The sequence below is a fragment of the Pseudooceanicola sp. DL12 genome, from assembly GCF_056270665.1.
Window position 1 is genome coordinate 1,944,719 of sequence record NZ_CM149884.1, and the last position, 20,684, is coordinate 1,965,402.

Sequence of the window (20,684 nt, forward strand, 5' to 3'; positions counted from 1 at the left end):
GCGGCTTGCCGGTCCGCGCGGCCGGGTGCCACTCTCGCCGGGCCGTAAGGAGGGCCCCTGGATGAGCGAAAAACGCAGCATTTTCGAAGAGGTCGACAGCGAGCAGAAGCCAGAGCTGCGCACCGGTGTGATCGATGGCGCCCGCCGGGGCTCCCGGCGCGCCGTGCGCTGGTGGTTGATGCTTCTCTTCGTGCTGGTCGCGGCGATGATCGCGGTGGGCGGACTGACCCGCCTGACCGACAGCGGCCTGTCGATCACCGAGTGGAAACCCATCGAAGGGGCGCTTCCGCCATTGAACGAGGCGGCCTGGCAGAGCGAGTTCGAGAACTACCAGCAGATCCCGCAGTTCCAGGAAATGAACAGCTGGATGGAGCTGAACGATTTCAAGCAGATCTACTGGTGGGAATGGAGCCATCGGCAGCTAGGCCGTGCCATCGGCCTGGTCTGGGCGATCGGCTTCTTCGGGCTCTGGGCGCTTGGCAAGATCCCTGCAGGCTGGAAGGGCCGCACGTTCTTCATCGGTGTGCTCGGCGGGCTGCAGGGGGCTATCGGCTGGTGGATGGTGTCGTCGGGCCTCGGCGCGGGGATGCTCAGCGTGGCGTCCTATCGCCTGGCGGTCCACCTCGGACTGGCGTTCATCATCCTCGGGTGCATCGCGTGGTTCGTCCTTTGCCTAGGCCGCGAGGAACGCGACCTGATGCAGGCACGCAGGATGCGGGAAGCGCGGCAGTTCGGCATGGCGACGGGGTGGATGCATATCCTGTTCGTGCAGATCATCCTTGGTGCACTCGTTGCCGGCATCGATGCAGGTCGCAGTTTCACGGACTGGCCGTTGATGGGGGGACAATTTTTCCCGCCCTTCGCCTTCGATATCGAACCGGTCTGGCGGAACTTCCTCGAGAACCCGGGACTGGTGCAGTTCATTCACCGCATGTGGGGCTATTTCGTGCTGATCTTCGGCACCTTCGCCTTCATTCGCGGGCGCAAGTCGCCCAACGTGAAGACGCGCAATGCCTTTACCTTTGCATGGGTCGTCATGCTGGCCCAGATCTCCCTCGGGATTGCGACGGTAATGACGGCGGCCTTCTGGCACGTCGCGATCACCCACCAGCTGGTTGCAGTGCTGCTCTGGGTCTCCGTGATCCGGGCACGCTTCATGGCGGCCTATCCGATCGTCACGAGCGTGAGGGGATGACATGTCTGCACTGACCGACCTGCTTGCCTTCCAGAAGGATACCGAGGCGCTGTCACTGATCGCCGGGCGACTGGACTGGGACCAGCAAACGATGATGCCGCGCGGAGCCTCTGCCCAGCGTGGCGAGGAGATGGCGGCGATGGAGACGCTGCTGCATTCCAGGCGGACGGATCCGCGGATCGGAGATTGGCTTTCGGCCTGCGAAGGGGCCGAGATGAGCGAGGCAGATGCTGCCAAGGTGCGGCTGATCCGGCATCGTTACGACCGGACCTGCAAGGTTCCTGCAGACCTTGCGACCGAACTCGCCCGTGTCACCTCTGTGGCACAGGGCGAGTGGGCCGAGGCGCGTGGTCGCGACGATTTTCCCAGTTTTGCGCCGGTCTTGGCGCGGGTCGTCGAACTGCGCCAGCAGGAGGCACGGGCCCTCGCGGATGGGGGCGATCCCTATGACGCGCTGCTCGATGATTACGAGCCGGGCGCCACGGCGGGGGACCTCGAGGCGATGTTCGCAGAGATGCGTCCGCGCCTGGTGGACCTGCGGGGCCGGGTCCTCGAGAAGCCGGCACCCAAAGGGCTGAGCGGGTCCTTCGGGGATGCAGCGCAGATGGAGCTTACGCGGCACCTGTCGGTGACCTTTGGGTATGACCTGAGCCGCGGCCGGATCGACAAGGCCGTTCATCCATTCTCGAGTGGCTCGGGCAGCGACGTGCGGATCACCACCCGCACCAATCCCGAGGATCCGTTGAACTCGATCTACTCGACAATCCACGAGACCGGGCATGCCTGCTATGAGCAGAACATCGATGCGGGCTATGCGCTGACACCCCTTGGGCAAGGTGTTTCGATGGGCGTACACGAGAGCCAGAGCAGGATCTACGAGAACCAGCTGGGCCGGTCGCGGGCGTTCACGTCATGGATGTTCGGACAGATGACGGACGCCTTTGGCGACATCGGCGTGGAAACGGCAGAAGATTTCTATCGCGCGGTGAACCGCGTGCAGAAGGACTTTATCCGCACCGAGTCGGACGAGCTGCAATACAACCTCCACATCATGCTGCGCTTCGATCTGGAGCGCGCGCTTATCTCGGGTGATCTGGCGGTGCGCGATCTGGAAGGGGCCTGGAACGAGCGCTTCAAGGCGGACTTCGGATACGAGGTGCCGCGGGCATCGCTTGGGTGCATGCAGGATGTGCACTGGTCCGTGGGGCTGATGGGCTACTTCCCGACATACTCGCTCGGCAATGTCTATGCCGGATGCCTGGCCGAAGCACTGCGCCGGGATGTCACTGACCTGGACAGCCACCTTGAGCTGGGCCGCACGGCCCCGGCCACGGATTGGCTGAAGGACAAGGTTCAGCGTCATGGCGGGCTCTATGCGCCGCGCGATTTGATCACCCGGGCCTGTGGCAAGGCGCCTGGCGCTGGCCCGCTGCTGGAGTATATCGAGGCAAAGTTCGGCGACATCTACGATCTGTGATCCACGGAGCGTTCGAAATACGAAGAGCCGCGAGATTGGATCTCGCGGCTCTTTTTGATTTTACCCCTGCTTTTCGGCGCCGGACGGTGCGGCGATCAGTAGCCAGGGTAGAGAGAGAAGCTGTCACGCGGCGAGAAGACACGGCCCGAGCCGAAGGTCAGGGTGGCGGAGATCGCCGCGATCATCGCGCCGCTGTCGGTGCGGCCTGCCTCTATCCCGATATCGACACCGTCGGAAATCTCGTAGCTGGCACCGATATAGGCGTAGTCGCGCACGAGAGGCTCGCCCGTATCGCGGACATAGCCGACGTGATAGCCGAAGGGTGATTGCGGCGCCGGCGTAAAGGATGCCTCGACGCCCCAGCGGAAGCCATCCGTGGATTCGGCTATGTCATCGCGATATGCGGCAAAGCCCTCTACCGATGCGATTTCGCCGAAGTAGCGGGCTTCTGCGCCGTAATAGTAGGAGTTGCCGGGCCGTCGGTCCTCGGCACTGAGATAGACACCCATGGCCAGGTCGTCGGTCTGCTTGTAGAGGTGCAGGGTCAGTTCGGACGTGGACGAAGTATAGCTTTCATGCTTGCCGAGGCCGAGGTCGGCCTGCATTCCGAAATCCCTCCAGACGAGACCGGAGAAGGAGCCGCCGACGCGCTTCGTATTGATGAGCGTGTCTGAATTGCGCGCCAGTTCCAGATCAAGGACGCCGTTCATCGTAAGCTCTGCGTTTGCCTGCGTGGCAAGGGCGGCAATAACAGGAATGGCGGTGAGGCAGGACAGGGTGGCGGAGCGGGAAAGCAGGCGACTTGTTCTGATTTTCATATGACCGTCTCGGATTTTCTCTCTGGCTTGCGGCATGCGGCCCCGGGGCGGTTGGGCGACATCCTCATGACCAATCAACTTGGTACTGTCCCCAATAGGGGACTGGCCGTCCCGGGGACAGAACAAATTTTCTCGGATTAACATAAAAAAGGGCCGGCTGTTCGAGCCGGCCCAGTCAAAGGGATTGACGGGGTAGAAGCGTCAAGCCTTGTAGGAGACCGTTACGGATTGGGGAACTCAATCCGCCGCTGAACGGGCGCGTTGAACAGGTCTACTAGGGACACTATTGAACTCCTCATACTAGTACATAGCCAAATCACCATGACAAGCATCTTGATGGCGACCCGAGATCCGAACTTGCAAGAAGTTCGAGCTTACCGGTGGGCTAACAAGTACTACGAAGCGCTCAAACGTTTAAAACCGAGTATGGCAGCCTTACCATACGTGGACAATATCTAGCAGATGCATGGTTGAGGTTGCAATATTGCAATTTAACTAGAACCCAGAATTTAGATTGAAGCGGTCTGCCACCCAGTCTGCGACCAGTTGCAACAATGGATCCTTGCGACGGGTCTCATGGAAACAAAGATACAGAGGCGTCTGCATGTCGCGACTTTCTGTATCAAAGGGTTGCAGGTCGGGCTCTGCCTCTGCTGCGATCCGCGGCATCAGGCCCGGAAGCCGCGTTGCCTTGACGGTAGTCACAATTTCGTGAAGCGTTTCGACCCGAATGATCGGATCGCCTCCGCCCATGATGCTGCGGGCGTGTTGGGCGGGGGGGAACCGATCATGTCGGGTATGCAGTCCGACCCAACTGCCATCCCTCGGGCTGTCCTCGTATCCGAAGACGTTTGTTGCATATTTGCCTACGAAACGGACAACAAGCCGGCCCTGCTGGGGACGAACCGCCGAAACGAAGAGGTCGTTGTCACCGAGAGCGTCCTGGTAGAATTGGCCGGTGAAGGAGATGTTCAGACCGGGGTTCTGGTCGAGGAAGCCCTTCAGTCCCGGATAGAGGACATAGGCACCGATTGAGGGCGGACACCCTATGTTGATGTTCCCGGAGAGGGTATCGCTCCGGGTGTCCTTGGCGTTGAGATAGGAGGCGATCTCGTTCTCGAAAGCCGTGATGCTCTCGATCAGATCATTGATCGCCTCGTTTGCCACCCATCCCTGCGGTGTCTTCAGGAACAGATCGAACCCGAGTGTTTCCGAAAGGCGCGCAAGCCGGCGCGACACCGTGGCGGGGTTGGTATCCAGTAGCCGTGCAGCTGCACTCATCGAGCCGGTCTTGTGCACGGCCACCAGATACCGCAGGTCGTCCCAGTTCTTCACGTCAGTCCTGTCCTTCGCGAAGGCACGGCGGATCCTAGCTTTCCGCTGGGGAATCCGCCGTGCCATTATCGTCTTCGTCGTCGCCATCTTCCGCAATTCGGGCAACGGAAACAACATGTTCCTCCTTACCGGTATTGAAGACGCGGACGCCGCCGGCGCTGCGCGATCGGAAGGAGATGCCATCGACCGGCACGCGGATCGACTGACCGCGCGAGGTGGCGAGCATGATCTGATCGTCCATCTCGACGGGGAAGGCCGCAACGATCGGCCCGCCACGCATGGATTTCTCCCATGCGGTGACGCCCTGGCCGCCTCGACCGCGCACCGGGTAGTCATGCGAGGAGCTGACGTGCCCGAGGCCGCCGGAGGTGATCGTGAGGATCAGTGTCTCGGCTGCTGACATTTCGGCATAACGCTCCTGGCTGAGCGGCATGTCGGCATTGCCTTCCTCTTCATCGTTCGTGGCCTCGGTATCGCCGGCCATGGCGCGGCGCATCTTGAGATAGGAGGCACGTTCATCCGATTCGGCGAGGAAGTGCGGCAGGACGAACATCGAGGCAACCTCGTCGTTCTCGGCCAGCCGGACGCCACGCACCCCGGTGGAGTTGCGCGAGTTGAAGACGCGGACGTCCTCGGCGCGGAAGCGGATGGCCCGACCGGATTGGGTGAAGAGCATCACGTCGTCATCAGGGCCGCAGATCCGGGCGTTGATCAGGCGCATGCCTTCGTTCTCGCCCTCGAACTTCATCGCGATCTTGCCGTTGCGCATGACGTTGGTGAAATCAGACAGTGCGTTTCGGCGCACGGTGCCCGCAGAAGTACAGAAGACGATCTGGAGATCGCCCCATTCCTCCTCCGCACGGTCCACGGGCATGATGGCGGCAATCGAGACGCCTGTCGGGATCGGCAGGATGTTGACGATGGCCTTGCCCTTGGAAGTGCGGCCGCCAAGGGGCAGGCGCCAGGTCTTGAGCTTGTAGACCATGCCCTCGGTCGTGAAGAACAGCAGCTGCGTATGGGTGTTGGCCACGAAGAGCGTGGTCACCGCATCGTCATCCTTCATCGCACCTCCGGAGAGGCCCTTGCCACCGCGTTTTTGGGCGCGGAAGTCGGCGAGCGGGGTGCGCTTGATATAGCCGCCCGCGGTCACGGTCACGACCATGTCCTCGCGTTCGATGAGGTCCTCGTCCTCCATGTCGCCGGACCAGTCGACGATTTCGGTGCGGCGCGGCACGGCGAAGAGTTCCTTCACCTCGCGCAACTCGTCCGAGATGATGCCCATGATCCGCTCGCGGGAGCCAAGGATTTCCAGGTATTCCCGGATCTTGCCGGCCAGTTCCTGGAGCTCGTCGGTGACCTCTTTCACCCCCAGCTGGGTGAGACGCTGCAGGCGCAGCTCGAGGATCGCGCGGGCCTGGGCCTCGGAGAGGTTATAGGTTCCGTCGTCGTTGATCGTATGGGTCGGATCGTCGATCAGCTTGATGTATTCGGCGATCGACATGGCCGGCCAGCGACGCGTCATCAGCTTTTCGCGGGCTTCGGCCGCGTCAGCCGAGGAGCGGATCGTGGCAACGACCTCGTCGACGTTCGAAACCGCAACGGCCAGACCGCAGAGCAGGTGAGCGCGTTCGCGTGCCTTGCGCAGCAGGAAGGCGGTGCGGCGTGCCACCGCGTCTTCGCGGAAGTCGATGAAGGCCGACAGGAAACCGTAGAGGGTAAGGGTTTCCGGCTTGCCGCCATTCAGCGCAAGCATGTTGCAGCCAAAGGAGGTCTGCATCGGCGTGAAGCGGAAGAGCTGATTCAGGACGACATCGGGCGTGGCGTCGCGCTTCAGCTCGATAACCACGCGCACGCCTTCACGGTCGCTCTCGTCCTGAACGTGGGCGATGCCGTCGACGCGTTTCTCGCGGACGAGCTCGGCGATCTTCTCGATCATCACGGACTTGTTCACCTGATAGGGGATCTCGTCGATGATGATGGCGTAGCGGTCCTTGCGCAGTTCCTCGACGTGGGTCTTGGAGCGGATGATGCAGGAGCCGCGGCCCTCGAGATAGGCCTTGCGTGCGCCGGACCGGCCCAGAAGGATGCCGCCGGTGGGAAAGTCGGGGCCGGGGATGTACTGGATCAGTTCCTCGGAGCTCATGTCCGGGTTGTCGATCAGCGCCAGGGTTGCGTCGCAGACCTCGCCGAGGTTGTGCGGCGGGATGTTGGTGGCCATGCCGACGGCAATACCGCCGGCGCCGTTCACCAGCATGTTCGGGAACTTGGCGGGCAGGACGACCGGCTCGCGGTCCTTGCCGTCATAGTTGTCCTGGAAGTCGACCGTGTCCTTGTCGATGTCATCGAGAAGGTAGTTGGCGACCTTGGCCATCCGCACCTCGGTGTACCGGAAGGCAGCGGCCTTGTCGCCGTCCATCGAGCCGAAGTTGCCCTGGCCGTCGAGCAGGGGCAGCGACATCGAGAAGTCCTGCGCCATCCGGACCAAGGCGTCATAGATCGCCGAGTCACCGTGGGGGTGATATTTACCCATGGTGTCGGCGACGGGGCGCGACGACTTGCGATATGGCTTGTCGAAGGTGTTGCCGACTTCGTTCATCGCGAAGAGAATGCGACGGTGCACAGGTTTTAGGCCGTCGCGCAGATCGGGGATGGCACGACTGACGATGACCGACATGGCATAGTCCAGATAGGACGAGCGCATTTCCTCGGTGATCGAGATCGTTGGGCTACCTGCGGGAGCGGGAGCATTTTCCTGTTCGTTTTCAGGGGGTTCCGGAGTATCGGTCAATGGACAGGCCTGCTTGCAGTTTGTCTCTATATATTGTTGGAGGGACTATAGCACTGCGCTTATCTGGGGTGCAATCCTTCCGGCAGGACGGCGTTGGCAGCATTTCGTATATAGTGCTAACAAACTGTTTTCATTGAAAAGTAATTTCTCCGTGGCAAGGTTTTTGCAGGCATGGCAAGGAGGTATGAGCATGGCAGCCTGCGAGACGGAACTGATGCTGAAGGGATACGGGTTGACGACGGCGGAATTCTTCTACCGGATGCCCGATCACATCCACGTCCTGAACAGCTTCATCTGGCAGCAATACGACCTGGCGCCGGACCACCCGCGACTGTTCAAGTTCATCGAATACTGGCAGTCGGAAATCGACGGGCCGTTGCATTCCGTGCGGTTCTCTCACCACAAGCGGCTGGCCTCGGGGGAATGGCGCAACGTGGTCGGAGAGTTCCGTTATCACTGAGGGCCGCCAGGGCGATCTTTGTCAGGGCGCCTGCCGGGGACGCCGTGCGGGAAGTTTTACCTGCAAGGTGTTAAGCGGATATGCAAAGGGCGCCCGCAGGCGCCCCGTCACGTCGCTAGATGCTCTGCCTCAGGGCAGGATGCGGGTGTATTTCATGCCCTCGATGACCGCGCCGGCCTGCAGGCCGGCCTGGTTGAAGACCACGGCGATCACCGGCGACAAAGAGGTGGTCGTAGAGGCATTCAGCATGTCGCCCTGATCGTTGAAGACGATGGTGGCGCCGGCATTGGCGGCCCAGCCTTCGGAGCGGCGGAAGTCCATTAGCGCCTGCGGCGTCATGAAGAACAGCACATGGGCATATTGCTGGGCGCCGATCTGGATGCCGAAGTTGGCGGCGGTGGCGGAATAGTAATCCACCGTGACGCCGTTGACGCGCAGCGCTCCGCGGCCGTAGGCGCCGCCGAAGCCGAGGCCGGCCTTGGTCATCAGCGGCATCACCAGCATGCCGGACGACTTCGCGGCCAGCTCGCGGGTCTGGGGGTAGTCCGCGTACATCTTGGCCAGGGTGGCATCGACGCGCGCGTCGATCTGGGCGCCGCCGGTGCTGCCGACGCCGCCGCTGCAGGCCGCCACGGCCGGAAGGGTTGCCAGTGCGGAAAGGGTGAAAGCTCTTCTGCTCAGGGTGCTCATCTCGATCGCCTGTCTCTCTAACCTGTCTTGGGTCCGGGATTGTCCGGTCTGCCTCGAAAAAGGCCGCAAGCGGCCAGCGCCGGTTCTCCGGCGTCTGTGCCGCTATTCATAGAGGCTATGCCACCCTCTGTCACTACCGGTTGTGGCACCTGATCAGGGGCAGGCGGGATCGGGCTCAGCCGGCCAGCCGGGCAAAAGCCGGAGCGAAATAGGTCAGGATCCCGTCGCAGCCGGCGCGTTTGAAGGCCAGCAGGCTCTCGACCATGGTCTTTTCGCCATCGAGCCAGCCATTCTGCACTGCGGCCTGGATCATCGCGTATTCGCCCGAGACCTGGTAGGCGAAGGTCGGCACGCCGAACTGGTCCTTCACCCGGCGGCAGATATCGAGATAGGGCATGCCGGGTTTCACCATGACCATGTCCGCGCCCTCGGCGAGGTCGCGGGCCACCAGACGCAGCGCCTCGTCGGAATTGCCGGGGTTCATCTGATAGGTCTTCTTGTCGCCCTTGAGCGCGCCTGCCGCACCCACCGCATCGCGGAAGGGGCCGTAGAAGGCCGAGGCGTATTTGGCCGAGTAGGACATGATCATGACATTCTGGAAGTCGTTGCGCTCCAGCGCCTCGCGCATGGCGCCCACGCGGTGGTCCATCATGTCCGACGGGCCGATGATGTCTGCGCCGGCCTCGGCCTGGCTGAGGGTCTGCTTGACCAGTGCCTCGACGGTGGGGTCGTTGACCACTTCGCCATCAACGACATAGCCGTCCTGGCCGGTGTCGGAGTAGGGGTCGAGCGCCACGTCCGTCATCACCAGCATGTCCGGGCAGGCGGCCTTGATCGCGCGGGTTGCGCGGTTCGACAGGTTGCCGGGGTTCCAGGCCTCGGCGCAATCGGCAGAGCGCTTCTCGGGCGGGGTGTAGGGGAAGATGTCGACGGCGGGAATGCCGAGGTCGTAGGCCTCGGAGACGGCCTCGGCCAGCTTGTCGACCGAGCGCCGCATGACGCCGGGCATCGAGGCCACGGGCTCTTCATGGTTCTCGCCCTCGCAGACGAAGACGGGCCAGATCAGGTCCTTCACGCCGAGGGTGTTCTCCTGCACCAGATCGCGGATCGCAGCGGATTTGCGGGTGCGGCGCAGGCGGGTGGCGGGGAAGGGGGAGTGGATCGGCTGCATCGTGAGTCCTCGTGACTATGCGGATGGCAGAGAGGTGGCACGGATCGCCCGGCAAGCTCAAGCGCGAAGCGCCCCGCCGGCCCCGGCGCGCCGGTCATGGCCGGGCTGCAATCGGTTGATGTCCGGGCGTTCCTCGGCATCGATGCGCGGGCTCTGGGCACGTCCGGGCGTGAATGGTGCCGGGGGGTAGGAAACCCCGGAAAGTCCCGCTATATGCGCCAGACAGGTGCAGGCATGACGGCCCGGGCTCTGACTGCGGGAGCTGACTGCTCGGGCGGACTGCGGGCGCGGGGCCCGGCACCATCGATGACGGCCTCCGGAAAGGACTTTTCAGCGTGGGTGCGGCTTCCGTCCTCAACGAGATGATTGATCTCAGGACCTTTTCCAACCTCTGGTTCTGGCTCGCGCTCGCCGCGATCTGGTTCTCGGCGAGCCACTGGGTCATGGGGATTCCCTATGACCTGGCGCTGCGCGGCCGCGAAGAAGGCACCGAGGAAGAGGCCGATTTCCGCGACAGCCTGCGCGTGAGCGTGAACCGCCTGACCCGGGGCAGCGAGAATGGCCGGGCCTGGACGGTGGCCCTGACCAGCGCGGCGCTGACGGCGCTCGCACTTCTGGGGTTCCTCTATGGTATCGAGTTCGCCCAGGCGCTCTTCCTGCTGGGGTTCCCGCTCTGCATAGTCTGGCTGATGACGGTGCGCACGGCACTGCAGATCAAGGGCGAGTGTCTTGAAACACCTGCCCTTTTCAACCGCATCCGCTATCTGCGGGTGATCATTCAGTGCATTTCGGTGCTCGCCATTGTGGCCACGTCCTTCTGGGGCATGTATGTGAACGCCTCCATCGGGGTATTGGGACGGTAGGGCATGGCCGACAAGACGCATATCATTCTGGGCGGCGCGCCCGAGGGCTATGACGCGGCGCTGCTGCTGGCCGAGGTTGCCAAGACCGGCGGCCCCGTGGTGCATGTGGCCCGCGACGACCGCCGCATGGCGGCGATGGCCGATGCGCTGCGCTTCTTCGATCCAACAATGCCGGTGATCAGCTTTCCCAGTTGGGATTGCCTGCCCTATGACCGTGTCTCGCCCAATGCCGATATCTCGGCGATGCGGATGGCGACGCTGGCGGGGCTCGCCCATGGCATGCCGGCGCGCTACATCCTGCTGACGACGATGAATGCCGCGACCCAGAAGGTGCCGGCGCGTGATGTGCTTCAGGAGGCCTCCTTCAGCGCCCGGGTGGGCAGCCGGATCGACGAGAAGGCCCTGAGGGCCTTCCTCGTTCGGATGGGCTTCTCGCAGAGCCCCTCCGTCGCCGAACCGGGCGATTTCGCCGTGCGCGGCGGCATCATCGACATCTATCCGGCGGGCGAGATGGGGCCGGTGAGGCTCGATCTCTTCGGCGACGTGCTGGACGGCGCGCGGCGCTTCGATGCCGCCACCCAACGCACCACCGATACGCTGGAAGTGGTTGAGCTTGCGCCGGTTTCCGAGGTGATCCTCGACGAGGCGGCGATCACCCGTTTCCGCCAGAACTATCGCATCGAATTCGGCGCCGCGGGCACAGACGACCCGCTCTACGAGGCCGTCAGCGCCGGGCGCAAACAGCAGGGCATGGAACACTGGCTGCCCTTCTTCCATGAGCGGCTGGAAACGCTCTTCGATTACCTGCCAGAGGCGACGATCACGCTGGACGAACAGGTGACGCCGGCGCGGCTGGCGCGCTGGGACACGATTGCGGACCAGTACGAGACCCGCCGGATCGCCCTGAGCCAGAAGGGGCGGATGGACTCGGTCTACAAGCCCGTTCCGCCCGCGCTGCTCTACCTCGACGATGCCGCCTGGGAGGCCGCCGTCGCCGGGCGCCGCCTGATCCAGCTGAGCCCCATGGCGCAATCGCCGGGGCCCGGCGTGCTCGATGCCGGCGGGCGCCAGGGGCGTAATTTCTCGCCCGAGCGGCAGCTTGAGAACGTGAACCTTTTCAGTGCCCTGGCGGACCACGTCAAGGCGCGGCTGAACGACGGGCCGGTGGTGATCGCGAGCTATTCCGAGGGCGCGCGCGAGCGCCTGGAGGGGCTGATCGAGGACGAGGGCCTGAGCGAGGCCATTCCGGTCACGGATGCCACCCGGGTGGGCAAGCGGGGCTTGCACCTGGCGATCTGGCCGCTGGAACATGGCTTCGAGGGCACGTGGCAGGGCCGGCCGCTGACGGTGATCTCGGAGCAGGACGTGCTGGGCGACCGGCTGATCCGCGGCGCGCGCAAGCGGCGCCGGGCAGAGAACTTCCTGACCGAGGCCCAGAGCCTCTCGGCCGGTGATCTGGTGGTGCATGTCGATCACGGGATCGGGCGGTATCACGGCCTCGAAGTGATCACGGCGGCGGGGGCGGCGCATGAGTGCCTGCTGCTGGAATATGCCGAGAACGCAAGGCTTTACCTGCCGGTCGAGAATATCGAGCTGCTGTCGAAATACGGCCACGAGGAGGGGCTTCTCGACAAGCTGGGCGGGGGCGCCTGGCAGGCCAAGAAGGCCCGCCTGAAGGAGCGCATCCGCGAGATGGCGGACAAGCTGATCCGGGTGGCGGCGGAGCGCGCCCTGCGCCGCGCGCCGATCCTGGAGGCGCCGGCAGGGGAATGGGATGCCTTCCAGGCGCGCTTCCCCTACGAGGAGACCGACGACCAGCTCTCTGCCATCGAGGACGTACTGGGCGACATGGCCTCGGGGCACCCGATGGACCGGCTGATCTGCGGCGACGTGGGCTTCGGCAAGACCGAAGTTGCACTGCGCGCGGCCTTCGTGGCCGCGATGTCCGGCGTGCAGGTTGCGGTGATCGCGCCGACCACTCTGCTGGCCCGCCAGCATTACCAGGGATTTGCCGAGCGGTTCAGGGGTTTTCCGTTGCAGGTCAGTCCCTTGTCGCGGTTTGTGAATGCGGCTGATGCCACCCGTACCCGCGCCGGCATCGCCGATGGCACCGTCGATATCGCCATCGGCACCCATGCGCTGCTGGCCAAGAACATCCGGTTCAAGAACCTCGGCCTGCTGATCATCGACGAGGAACAGCGCTTCGGCGTGGCGCACAAGGAGCGCCTGAAACAGCTGCGCAGCGACGTGCATGTGCTGACCCTGACGGCGACGCCCATCCCGCGGACGCTGCAGCTATCGCTCTCGGGCGTCAGGGACCTGTCGATCATCGGCACGCCGCCGGTCGATCGCCTCGCCATCCGCACCTATGTCAGCGAGTTCGATGCCGTCACCATACGCGAGGCGCTGCTAAGGGAACATTACCGCGGCGGACAGAGCTTCTACGTGGTGCCGCGGGTCTCCGATCTGGCCGAGATCGAGGAGTTCCTGAAGACGCAAGTGCCTGAAATCAGTTACGTTACCGCCCATGGCGGCATGGCGGCGGGCGACCTCGACAAGCGCATGAATGCCTTCTACGACGGGAAATACGACGTGCTGCTGGCGACCACGATCGTGGAATCCGGCCTTGATATCCCGCGGGCCAACACGATGGTGGTGCACCGGGCGGACATGTTCGGGCTGGCGCAGCTCTACCAGATCCGCGGCCGGGTGGGCCGGGCCAAGACCCGCGCCTATGCCTATCTCACCACGAAACCGCGGGTGAAACTGACCGATGCCGCCAGCAAGCGGCTGCGCGTGCTGGGCAGTCTCGATACCCTCGGGGCCGGATTTACCCTTGCATCCCAGGATCTTGACATCCGCGGCGCCGGCAACCTGCTGGGCGAGGAACAGTCGGGCAACATGCGCGACGTGGGCTATGAGCTCTACCAGTCGATGCTGGAAGAGGCGATTGCCAAGATCAAGTCGGGCGAGCTCGAAGGGCTGACCGAGGCCGACGATCAATGGGCGCCGCAGATCAACCTCGGCGTGCCGGTGCTGATCCCCGAGGATTACGTGCCCGATCTCGACCTGCGCCTCGGCCTCTATCGTCGCCTGTCGGGCCTGACGAAGAAGGTCGAGCTGGAAGGGTTCGCCGCCGAGCTGATCGACCGCTTCGGGAAATTGCCCAAGGAGGTCAATACCTTGCTGCTCGTCGTTCGGATCAAGGCCATGTGCAAGCGCGCGGGCATTGCCAAGCTCGACGGTGGGCCCAAGGGCGCCACGATCCAGTTCCACAACGACAAGTTCGTCAACCCGCAGGGCCTGGTGGAATTCATCCGCGATCAGAACGGCCTGGCCAAGGTCAAGGACAACAAGATCGTCATCCGCCGCGACTGGAAAAGCGACGCCGACAAGATCAAGGGCGGCTTTGCCATTGCCCGCGACCTGGCCGAAAAGGCCAAGGCCGCCCAGCCAAGGAAGCCCGGAAAATCCGCCTGATGTGCATTTTTGCAAGTGCCTGAAAAGCCCGGACTCCAACGTCGGTATTTTGTCGGTATCGCGTCGGTATTGCGTCGGTGCGGCGCCGGCTGTGCGAAAATCGCCGGCCCCTGCGCTGCTGCACAGCGAGGAGCCTCCGGCGGGAGTATTTCCGGAAAGATGAAGGGGCGCGCCGCCCCCCTCGTTTCCCTGTCCGAAATATCCCGGGGGAGTCCGCAGGACGGGGGCAGAGCCCCCGTGCCCGCCCTCAGCCGAGATGCTTTTCGAAGAAATGCGTCGGATAGGGATCGTCGTTGAACCGCGGGATCTCGCTCCAGCCGGTCTTGCGGTAGAGCTCGATCGCGGCCGGGAGTTGCACGTTGGTGTCGAGGCGCAGCGTTTCGATGCCGAGCGCCCGGGCCTTGGCTTCCGTGGCCTCCATGATCCGCCGGGCGAGGCCGAGGCCGCGGGCCGAGGGCGCCACCCAGAGGCGCTTGACCTCGGCGTAGCCCGCATCGGTGCCCTTGAGCGCCACGCAGCCGATGGGCAGCCCGTCGGAGAGCGCCAGCAGGAAGGCGCCGCGCGGCGCGCGCATGTCGGGCGCCTGGGGATCGCGGGTTCGGGCCCGTTCGAACCCCTGTTCGAAGATCTCCGAGAGCTCCTCGAAGTAACGGTCGAGACACCAGGCGGCATGGGGGCTCTCGGGGTCGGCGGTCTCGATGGTGATGCTGTCATGGGTGATGGCAGATGCGATGAAGTCCATGGCGGCGAGCAGCCTTTCGGAATCGGGGTGGCGGGAGAGCAGATCGGCGGCATTGCCGTCTGACAGTTTCTCGTATTCGGCAAATTCGGCAGCGCCGGCGGGCGTGAGCGCGGCGCGGCGGCGACGGGCATCCTCGGGGGCGGGGCCGGTCTCGATCAGCCCCTCGTCCTCCAGCCCGCGCAGGATCCGCGACAGCTGGCCGGAATCGAGCCCGAGGTAGAGGCGCAGGTCGGCCACGTCGCCGCGGCCATGGCCGATGGCATTGAGAACCCGGGCCACGCCCAGCGGGCGGCCCCGGCCGAGAAAGCTCTGGTCGAGGGCGCCGGTTTCACGGGTGACGGCGCGGCTGAAGCGGCGCACGCGGGAGATGGGATCGATGCTCATGATAGCTGACTTATGTCAGCTATCTGTCGCCCGTCAAGAAGTATCTGACTTTTGTCAGTTATCCCCGTGGCAGCAGGTGCTCGACGCGGGCGGGGCGCTGATCTGGCCATTGGCGATCATCGCCGATTGCGCGCAGGCGCAGGAGGCCGCAACGCCGCTGTCAGCCCGGGCCAGGGCCAGTTCCAGGCGCTGGCGCAGCTGGGTGAGCTCGGGGTGGTCGGGATCCTGCGCCAGGCAATCGTGCAGCCCCTTGAGCGCCCAGACGTTGTCGGGGTGGATCGAGGCGCGGGAGAGGCCTGGGGTGAGGCCGAGATCCTCGCGGAAGACCTGTTCGGCCTCTGCCACGCGGCCCTGTTCGAAGAGCAGCGCGCCGAGGGCATGGCGCGGCGGCTGCATCCAGCCCCAGGGCTCGTCGTAGGGCAGCGCGTCGTCGAGGGCGGCGGAGCGGCGCAGCTCGGCAAAGGCCTCGTCGAAGGCGCCCTGGCGATAGAGGATCTCGCCGCGCAGCATGGCGCGGGCCACCGGGATCAGGTCGACGATGCGGTTGTTGTGCAGCAGGCGCGTCTCGGGGATGCGGGCGGCAGCGGCGGTGAACTGCAGCTCCATGGCGAGGGCGCAATCGACCTCTCCGAGGGCCGCATGGGCCAGCGCCTTGCCGTAGAGGGTGAAGGCGGTGAGGGTGCAGAAGAGATCGGGGTCCTCGGGCAGGTCCATGGCGATCAGCTCGCGCCACTTGCCGAAGCGGATCAGGATATGCGGCTCGAAGCTGAGGTAGCTCTCGAAGTAATCCGCCATGGGCGGGCTCTCGATCTGCAGGATCGCGTCGGGCGTGGTCTCGCGCAGGCCGCGGGCGGCCGCCATGGCGGCCTCGAACTGGCCCAGGAACAGCGCGCCGTAGATGACGAAGTGATAATTGTGCTGGCGGTAGCCGGTGTAGAAATCCATGCCGCCATGGGCGCGGTACCATTTCAGGTCGGCAGCCACGGCACGCTGGTTCCAGAGCACCACGTCCTGGTAGGCGCCGCAGAGCACGTCGATATGGGTGGGCATGTGCACCAGGTGGCCGCCGTCGGGCACCAGGCTGCGCAGCGCATCGCCGGCGCGCAGGGCGGCCTGGGGTTCGGGCGACATCTCCATCAGGTGAATGTAGAGGTGCAGCAGCCCGGGATGGGCCATGGCGCCGGGCAGGGCGAGCATGCGCTCGAGCAGGGCGCGGCACTCGGGCGTGTCGGCACCGGCGGTGGGCAGGCCGGTCTGCAGGTCCCACATCTTCCAAGGGGTGCGCACCAGCATGGATTCGGCAAAGGCGGTGGCGACCTCGAAATCGTCCGGGAATTCTGCATGAAGCGCGCGCATGGCATCGCGGAAGGCGTCATCGCAGGGCGACATGTCCTCGAGCGGGGTGCGCTGCGGGTAGCGGGCGGTGAGGGCGCGGATCAGCCCGGCCTCGACGGGGCTGACCCGGTCGATCAGCGCCAGGGCGGCCTGGGTGGCATCGAAGGCGCGGGCGAGCTGGGTTTCGCGGGTGAGGGGATCCTGGATCAGCCAGGGGTAATTGTAATTGGGGCCGGAGGCATAGGCGGTGCCCCAATGGGCCATGGCGCAGGCGGGGTCGGCCTCGGCCGCGCGGGCGAAACAGGCCAGCGCCTCCTCGTGGTGATAGCCGTAGGTCCAGATCAGGCCCCGGTCGAACCAGAGCTGTGCCTCGGGGGAGGTGGTGGTGACGGGGCAGGAATATGCTCCGAGGTCGTAGTAATCCATGGCGGCTATCCGGAAATGTCTGTCGCCGGTGAGGATGGCCGATTGCGGCGCGGGAGGGAAGCGCGAAAGGGGGCGGCCCCAGCGCAGGCAGGGGGCGCTGCCCCCTCGCGGCCAGGGCCGCTCACCCCCGGGATATTTCGAACAGGGAAACGAGGGGCGGGGCGTGGGGCGGCAGTTTTTCCGCAAATGCTCCCGCCGGAGGCGGCCATGGCCTCAGTCGGCGAGCGCGGCCTCGATCCGGGGGGCGAGGTGGGCCCAGATCTCGGGCAGGGCCCGTTTGACCGGGGTGCCGACGCGGGCCTCGACCATCGGGAAGGTCACGTCGTGGGCACGCCAGGAGACACCGCCGGAGGCGATGTTCTGCATCGGCGGCTGCACCCGGTCCAGGGCCTTGGCGAATTGCGCGTCGGGCGTCTCGGCGGCCTCGAACTCGCGCCAGAGGGCGAGCAGCGGGGCGCCCTGGGGCTCGGGCAGCAGGCCGAAGAGGCGCAGGGCGGCGGCATCTTCCTTGAGGGCCATCTCGGCCTGGCTCTCCGGGGTCTGGGCATAGAGCGGGGCATCGCCGGCGTCGATCTCGACCAGGTCGTGGATCAGCAGCATGCGCAGCACACGGGAGAGAGAGACCTCTGCCGGGGCGTGTTCGGCCAGCACCAGGGCGTAGAGCGCCAGGTGCCAGGAATGTTCGGCGGAATTCTCGTAGCGCGAGGTGTCGCAGAGGGTGGTGGCGCGGGTGATGCCCTTGAGGCGGTCGGCCTCGGCCAGGAAGGCCGATTGCCGGGCCAGCTCCTCGACCTCGGCCAGCTCGTCGGCGAGGTGGGCATAGAGCGCGGGCCGGGTTTGCGCGATCAGCAGGGCGCGGCCGGTGGAGAGGTTTTCGCGGGCGACCGCCTCGTGATCGGCGCGGCGCGGGGTGGCGGCCCAGACCTGGAGTACCGGCAGGGCGAAATCGACGGTCTTGGCGAGCAGCGCATCCTCGCTTTCCCTGGCCTCGAACTCCTCCCAGAGGGCGCGCAGGCGGCGGCCCTGGTCGCCGGGGAGCAGGGCAAAGAGGCGATCGGCGGCGGCGGCCTCGTCGCGGGCCACCTGGGCCGCGTCATGGGGGATGTCGATGGGGTGGTCGCCGGCGTCGATCTCGACCAGGTCATGCAGCAGGATCATCGACAGGATGCGGTCCTGGCGCGCGACGGAAAGTTCCGGCAGCCAGGCCAGGACAGCCAGCGCCGCCTGCCAGGAATGTTCGGCGGCGTTTTCCTGTCGCGACTGGTCGAGCAGCGTGGAGGCGCGCTCCACCGACTTGAGCCGGTCGGCCTCGGTCAGGAAGGCGAGCTGGGCGTCGAGGCGGATGGTGTCCATGGGCGGCTCCTTGCGGCATCTGAGCGTCTGTGCCCGCGGGCCTACGCCTGTGGCGGGCCGGGTGCAAGAGGCGGCCGGGGCGCGCGCCGGCGGGAGGGCGCAGGCGTGCGCGATGGTCGCGTTGCAACCCCTTGGCGAGCATTGTCCTTTTCGCGCCATGGCGCCCTGGAAACGGGCATCGCGGCGGGCCGGGCGTGCCGGAGCGGGGAAAAGGATGCCCTTAGGTAAAGTTTTTGCCCGATCCGGTGGAACTTCGGAGCGTTTCAGGATTTGTTAGTGTGCGTCTGGCCTTATGGCGAGGCGCCCGTGCGCAACAACACAAAGGGTTTCATGTCACTTTCCGATGCACCCGGCCTGACCGGCCGCCCTGCAACCCCCTCCCGTCCGAGCGCGGCCACAGCGGCTGCGCAGCCTTCCCGACATATGAAACACGCGATCCCCGCGGCCGCCCGGCACGTGCGTGGCTGGCGGTATTTCGCAGGGCTCTTCGGGGGAGAGCATATCGCCGCCACCGAGTTCGTGATCGGCGTCACCTTCGTGACCATGGGCGTGGGCACCCGGGAAGTTCTGCTCGGCCTGCTGATCGGCAACCTGCTGGCGGTGGCCAGCTGGACCCTGGTGACGGCGCCGATCGCGGTGGAAACCCGCCGCTCGCTGTTTTCCTACCTGGAACAGATCACCGGCCCCTATTTCAGCAAGATCTACAACCTGGCCATCCTGCTCTTCTACGGCTCATTGGCGGCGGCGATGATTACCGTCTCCTCCTATGCGCTGCGCTTTGCCTTCGGCCTGCCGGTGCAGGTGGAATGGTATCCGACCTCGCTGGCCTTCGTGGCGATCACGCTGGTGCTGGCGGCGGTGGTCGTGGCGGTGGCGGCCAACGGCTTCGAGGCCATGGCGAACTTTGCCACGATCTGTGCGCCCTGGATGCTGGCCTGCTTCATCTGCGGCGGCGCGGTGGCGCTGCCGGTGCTGGCGCTGAATGCGACGGGGCAGACGAGTTTCGGCGGTTTCTCGGGCTTTCTCGACGTGGCCAACCAGACGATCTGGACGGGGACGACACCCAAGGGCGAGCCGGGGATCACCATGTGGGAGGTCGCGGCCTTTGCCTGGGCCAACGGCGCCATGGTGCACCTTGGCCTGATCGACATGGCAATCTTCCGCTTTGCGCGCAAGAAGAGCTATGGGCTGTTCTCGGGCGTCGGCATGTTCCTGGGCCATTACGTGGGCTGGATCGCGGCCGGGCTGATGGGCGCGGGGGCGGCGGTTCTGGTCGGCAATTCGCTGATCAACCTCGACTCGGCCGACGTGGCCTTTGCCACCCTCGGCTTCATCGGCATCTTCGTGGTGATCTGTGCCGGCTGGACCACGGCCAATGCCTGCCTCTATCGCGCGGGCCTTGCGGCCAGCAACCTGATGCCGGGCATGTCGCGCAAGAAGGTGACGGCCATCGTCGGCGTGGTGATTGCCGTGGCGGCCTGTTTCCCCTTTGTCGCCCAGTCGATCATGCCGCTGACGGTCTATGGTGCCATGCTGTTGTCGCCGGTGGGCGCCATCGTTGTGGCCGAGCATTACCTGCTGCCGAAGCTGGGGCTGACGCGCTACTGGTCGCGCTACCACGGGCACCGGCTGAACCCTTCGGCGCTGATCACCTGGCTGGTGGCGCTGGCCTTTGCCGGCACGATGCTGAGTACCGGGGCGCTGAGCTTCTACTATATCTTCATTCCCGAGTACCTGATTGCCCTGGGGCTCTATCCGGCGCTGGCGGCCTACATGGGCGCGCGCAACAACTGGCCCAAGCGCGAGGCGCAGCAGGCGCAGCGGGAAGAGGCGCTGGAGGCCTTCGAGGAGCGGCGCGAGGCCAAGGAAGAGGCGCTGGCCATGGCCGAGGACGACGAGGAGGACCCCTCGCAGGAGCGCACCGCCGAGGTGGCGAAATGGCTGCTGGTGGGCGCGGGCGTGATGCTGCTGCTGATGGTGGGCCTTGCGGTACGGCTGGTCTTTGCAGCGCCGGGGCCGGAGGCGCTCGACTACATGCGCGGCACCTTCCAGGCGGTCGCGGCGGCGCTGACGCTGAGCTATTTCATCATGGCGATCCTGGCCATGCGGGTGACCGACGCCAACGAGGCGTGAGCCACCTGCGACCCTGAAACGAGAAAGGCCCGGG

The 20,684-nt window shown here is 65.0% G+C and carries 14 protein-coding genes; 6 read left to right on the plus strand and 8 right to left on the minus strand.

Translation table 11 applies throughout. From position 1 onward, the window contains the following. Window positions 1-61: 61 nt before the first annotated feature. Window positions 62-1,195: a heme A synthase gene (gene ctaA, locus AC0WR5_RS09130; protein ID WP_475868412.1), complete on the plus strand. Its 1,134-nt coding sequence runs from the start codon at window positions 62-64 to the stop codon at window positions 1,193-1,195. A gap of 1 nt (window position 1,196) precedes the next feature. Continuing rightward, the gene (locus tag AC0WR5_RS09135; RefSeq protein WP_475868414.1) at window positions 1,197-2,672 is read left to right on the plus strand and encodes a carboxypeptidase M32; all 1,476 of its coding nucleotides are present in this window, start codon (window positions 1,197-1,199) and stop codon (window positions 2,670-2,672) included. A 95-nt stretch (window positions 2,673-2,767) separates the two neighbouring features. On the opposite strand, the gene AC0WR5_RS09140 is transcribed toward AC0WR5_RS09135, so the two are convergent. The 3 genes from AC0WR5_RS09140 to gyrA form a co-directional block, all read right to left on the minus strand. After that, window positions 2,768-3,490, minus strand: coding sequence for a hypothetical protein (locus AC0WR5_RS09140; RefSeq protein WP_475868416.1), 723 nt, complete (start codon window positions 3,488-3,490; stop codon window positions 2,768-2,770). Between the two features lie 495 nt (window positions 3,491-3,985). Further along, window positions 3,986-4,825: a LysR family transcriptional regulator gene (locus AC0WR5_RS09145; RefSeq protein ID WP_475868418.1), complete on the minus strand. Its 840-nt coding sequence runs from the start codon at window positions 4,823-4,825 to the stop codon at window positions 3,986-3,988. Between the two features lie 34 nt (window positions 4,826-4,859). Next, window positions 4,860-7,613 carry a DNA gyrase subunit A gene (gyrA, locus tag AC0WR5_RS09150; protein WP_475868420.1) on the minus strand — a complete coding sequence of 918 codons (2,754 nt, stop codon included), beginning with the start codon at window positions 7,611-7,613 and terminating at the stop codon, window positions 4,860-4,862. Window positions 7,614-7,803: 190 nt separating this feature from the next. Between gyrA and AC0WR5_RS09155 the strand changes: the two genes are divergently transcribed. Beyond that, window positions 7,804-8,073: an usg protein gene (locus tag AC0WR5_RS09155; protein WP_475868422.1), complete on the plus strand. Its 270-nt coding sequence runs from the start codon at window positions 7,804-7,806 to the stop codon at window positions 8,071-8,073. A 129-nt stretch (window positions 8,074-8,202) separates the two neighbouring features. On the opposite strand, the gene AC0WR5_RS09160 is transcribed toward AC0WR5_RS09155, so the two are convergent. Both AC0WR5_RS09160 and hemB read right to left on the minus strand, forming a co-directional pair. Beyond that, window positions 8,203-8,763: a lipid-binding SYLF domain-containing protein gene (locus AC0WR5_RS09160; RefSeq protein WP_475868424.1), complete on the minus strand. Its 561-nt coding sequence runs from the start codon at window positions 8,761-8,763 to the stop codon at window positions 8,203-8,205. A 175-nt stretch (window positions 8,764-8,938) separates the two neighbouring features. Beyond that, the gene (gene hemB, locus AC0WR5_RS09165) at window positions 8,939-9,934 is read right to left on the minus strand and encodes a porphobilinogen synthase (protein ID WP_475868426.1); all 996 of its coding nucleotides are present in this window, start codon (window positions 9,932-9,934) and stop codon (window positions 8,939-8,941) included. A 335-nt stretch (window positions 9,935-10,269) separates the two neighbouring features. Between hemB and AC0WR5_RS09170 the strand changes: the two genes are divergently transcribed. Together AC0WR5_RS09170 and mfd are read left to right on the plus strand one after the other, a co-directional pair. Then, a complete protein-coding gene (locus tag AC0WR5_RS09170; RefSeq protein ID WP_475868428.1) occupies window positions 10,270-10,797 on the plus strand; it encodes a component of SufBCD complex in 528 nt (175 codons plus the stop codon). A 3-nt stretch (window positions 10,798-10,800) separates the two neighbouring features. Beyond that, window positions 10,801-14,277 (plus strand): transcription-repair coupling factor, encoded by a 3,477-nt coding sequence (gene mfd / locus AC0WR5_RS09175; protein WP_475868430.1) that lies wholly within the window; start codon window positions 10,801-10,803, stop codon window positions 14,275-14,277. Between the two features lie 247 nt (window positions 14,278-14,524). Here mfd and AC0WR5_RS09180 read toward each other — a convergent pair whose 3' ends face one another. The 3 genes from AC0WR5_RS09180 to AC0WR5_RS09190 all read right to left on the minus strand — a co-directional run bounded on the left by AC0WR5_RS09180 (window position 14,525) and on the right by AC0WR5_RS09190 (window position 18,517). Then, a complete protein-coding gene (locus tag AC0WR5_RS09180) occupies window positions 14,525-15,403 on the minus strand; it encodes a bifunctional helix-turn-helix transcriptional regulator/GNAT family N-acetyltransferase (protein WP_475868432.1) in 879 nt (292 codons plus the stop codon). Between the two features lie 54 nt (window positions 15,404-15,457). Beyond that, window positions 15,458-17,164, minus strand: coding sequence for a hypothetical protein (locus tag AC0WR5_RS09185; RefSeq protein WP_475868434.1), 1,707 nt, complete (start codon window positions 17,162-17,164; stop codon window positions 15,458-15,460). 213 nt (window positions 17,165-17,377) lie between these two features. Further along, complete coding sequence (locus AC0WR5_RS09190; protein ID WP_475868436.1) at window positions 17,378-18,517, minus strand: HD domain-containing protein; 1,140 nt, start codon at window positions 18,515-18,517, stop codon at window positions 17,378-17,380. 423 nt (window positions 18,518-18,940) lie between these two features. Between AC0WR5_RS09190 and AC0WR5_RS09195 the strand changes: the two genes are divergently transcribed. Next, window positions 18,941-20,650, plus strand: coding sequence for a purine-cytosine permease family protein (locus AC0WR5_RS09195; RefSeq protein WP_475868438.1), 1,710 nt, complete (start codon window positions 18,941-18,943; stop codon window positions 20,648-20,650). The last annotated feature ends 34 nt before the right edge of the window (window positions 20,651-20,684 follow it).

Bases quoted from the DNA above. Each gene is read 5' to 3' on its own strand.
- ctaA (WP_475868412.1), top strand. From the start codon at position 62: ATGAGCGAAAAACGCAGCATTTTCGAAGAGGTCGACAGCGAGCAGAAG.
- AC0WR5_RS09135 (WP_475868414.1), top strand. From the start codon at position 1,197: ATGTCTGCACTGACCGACCTGCTTGCCTTCCAGAAGGATACCGAGGCG.
- AC0WR5_RS09140 (WP_475868416.1), bottom strand. From the start codon at position 3,490: ATGAAAATCAGAACAAGTCGCCTGCTTTCCCGCTCCGCCACCCTGTCC.
- AC0WR5_RS09155 (WP_475868422.1), top strand. From the start codon at position 7,804: ATGGCAGCCTGCGAGACGGAACTGATGCTGAAGGGATACGGGTTGACG.
- AC0WR5_RS09160 (WP_475868424.1), bottom strand. From the start codon at position 8,763: ATGAGCACCCTGAGCAGAAGAGCTTTCACCCTTTCCGCACTGGCAACC.
- hemB (WP_475868426.1), bottom strand. From the start codon at position 9,934: ATGCAGCCGATCCACTCCCCCTTCCCCGCCACCCGCCTGCGCCGCACC.
- mfd (WP_475868430.1), top strand. From the start codon at position 10,801: ATGGCCGACAAGACGCATATCATTCTGGGCGGCGCGCCCGAGGGCTAT.
- AC0WR5_RS09180 (WP_475868432.1), bottom strand. From the start codon at position 15,403: ATGAGCATCGATCCCATCTCCCGCGTGCGCCGCTTCAGCCGCGCCGTC.
- AC0WR5_RS09185 (WP_475868434.1), bottom strand. From the start codon at position 17,164: ATGGATTACTACGACCTCGGAGCATATTCCTGCCCCGTCACCACCACC.
- AC0WR5_RS09190 (WP_475868436.1), bottom strand. From the start codon at position 18,517: ATGGACACCATCCGCCTCGACGCCCAGCTCGCCTTCCTGACCGAGGCC.
- AC0WR5_RS09195 (WP_475868438.1), top strand. From the start codon at position 18,941: ATGAAACACGCGATCCCCGCGGCCGCCCGGCACGTGCGTGGCTGGCGG.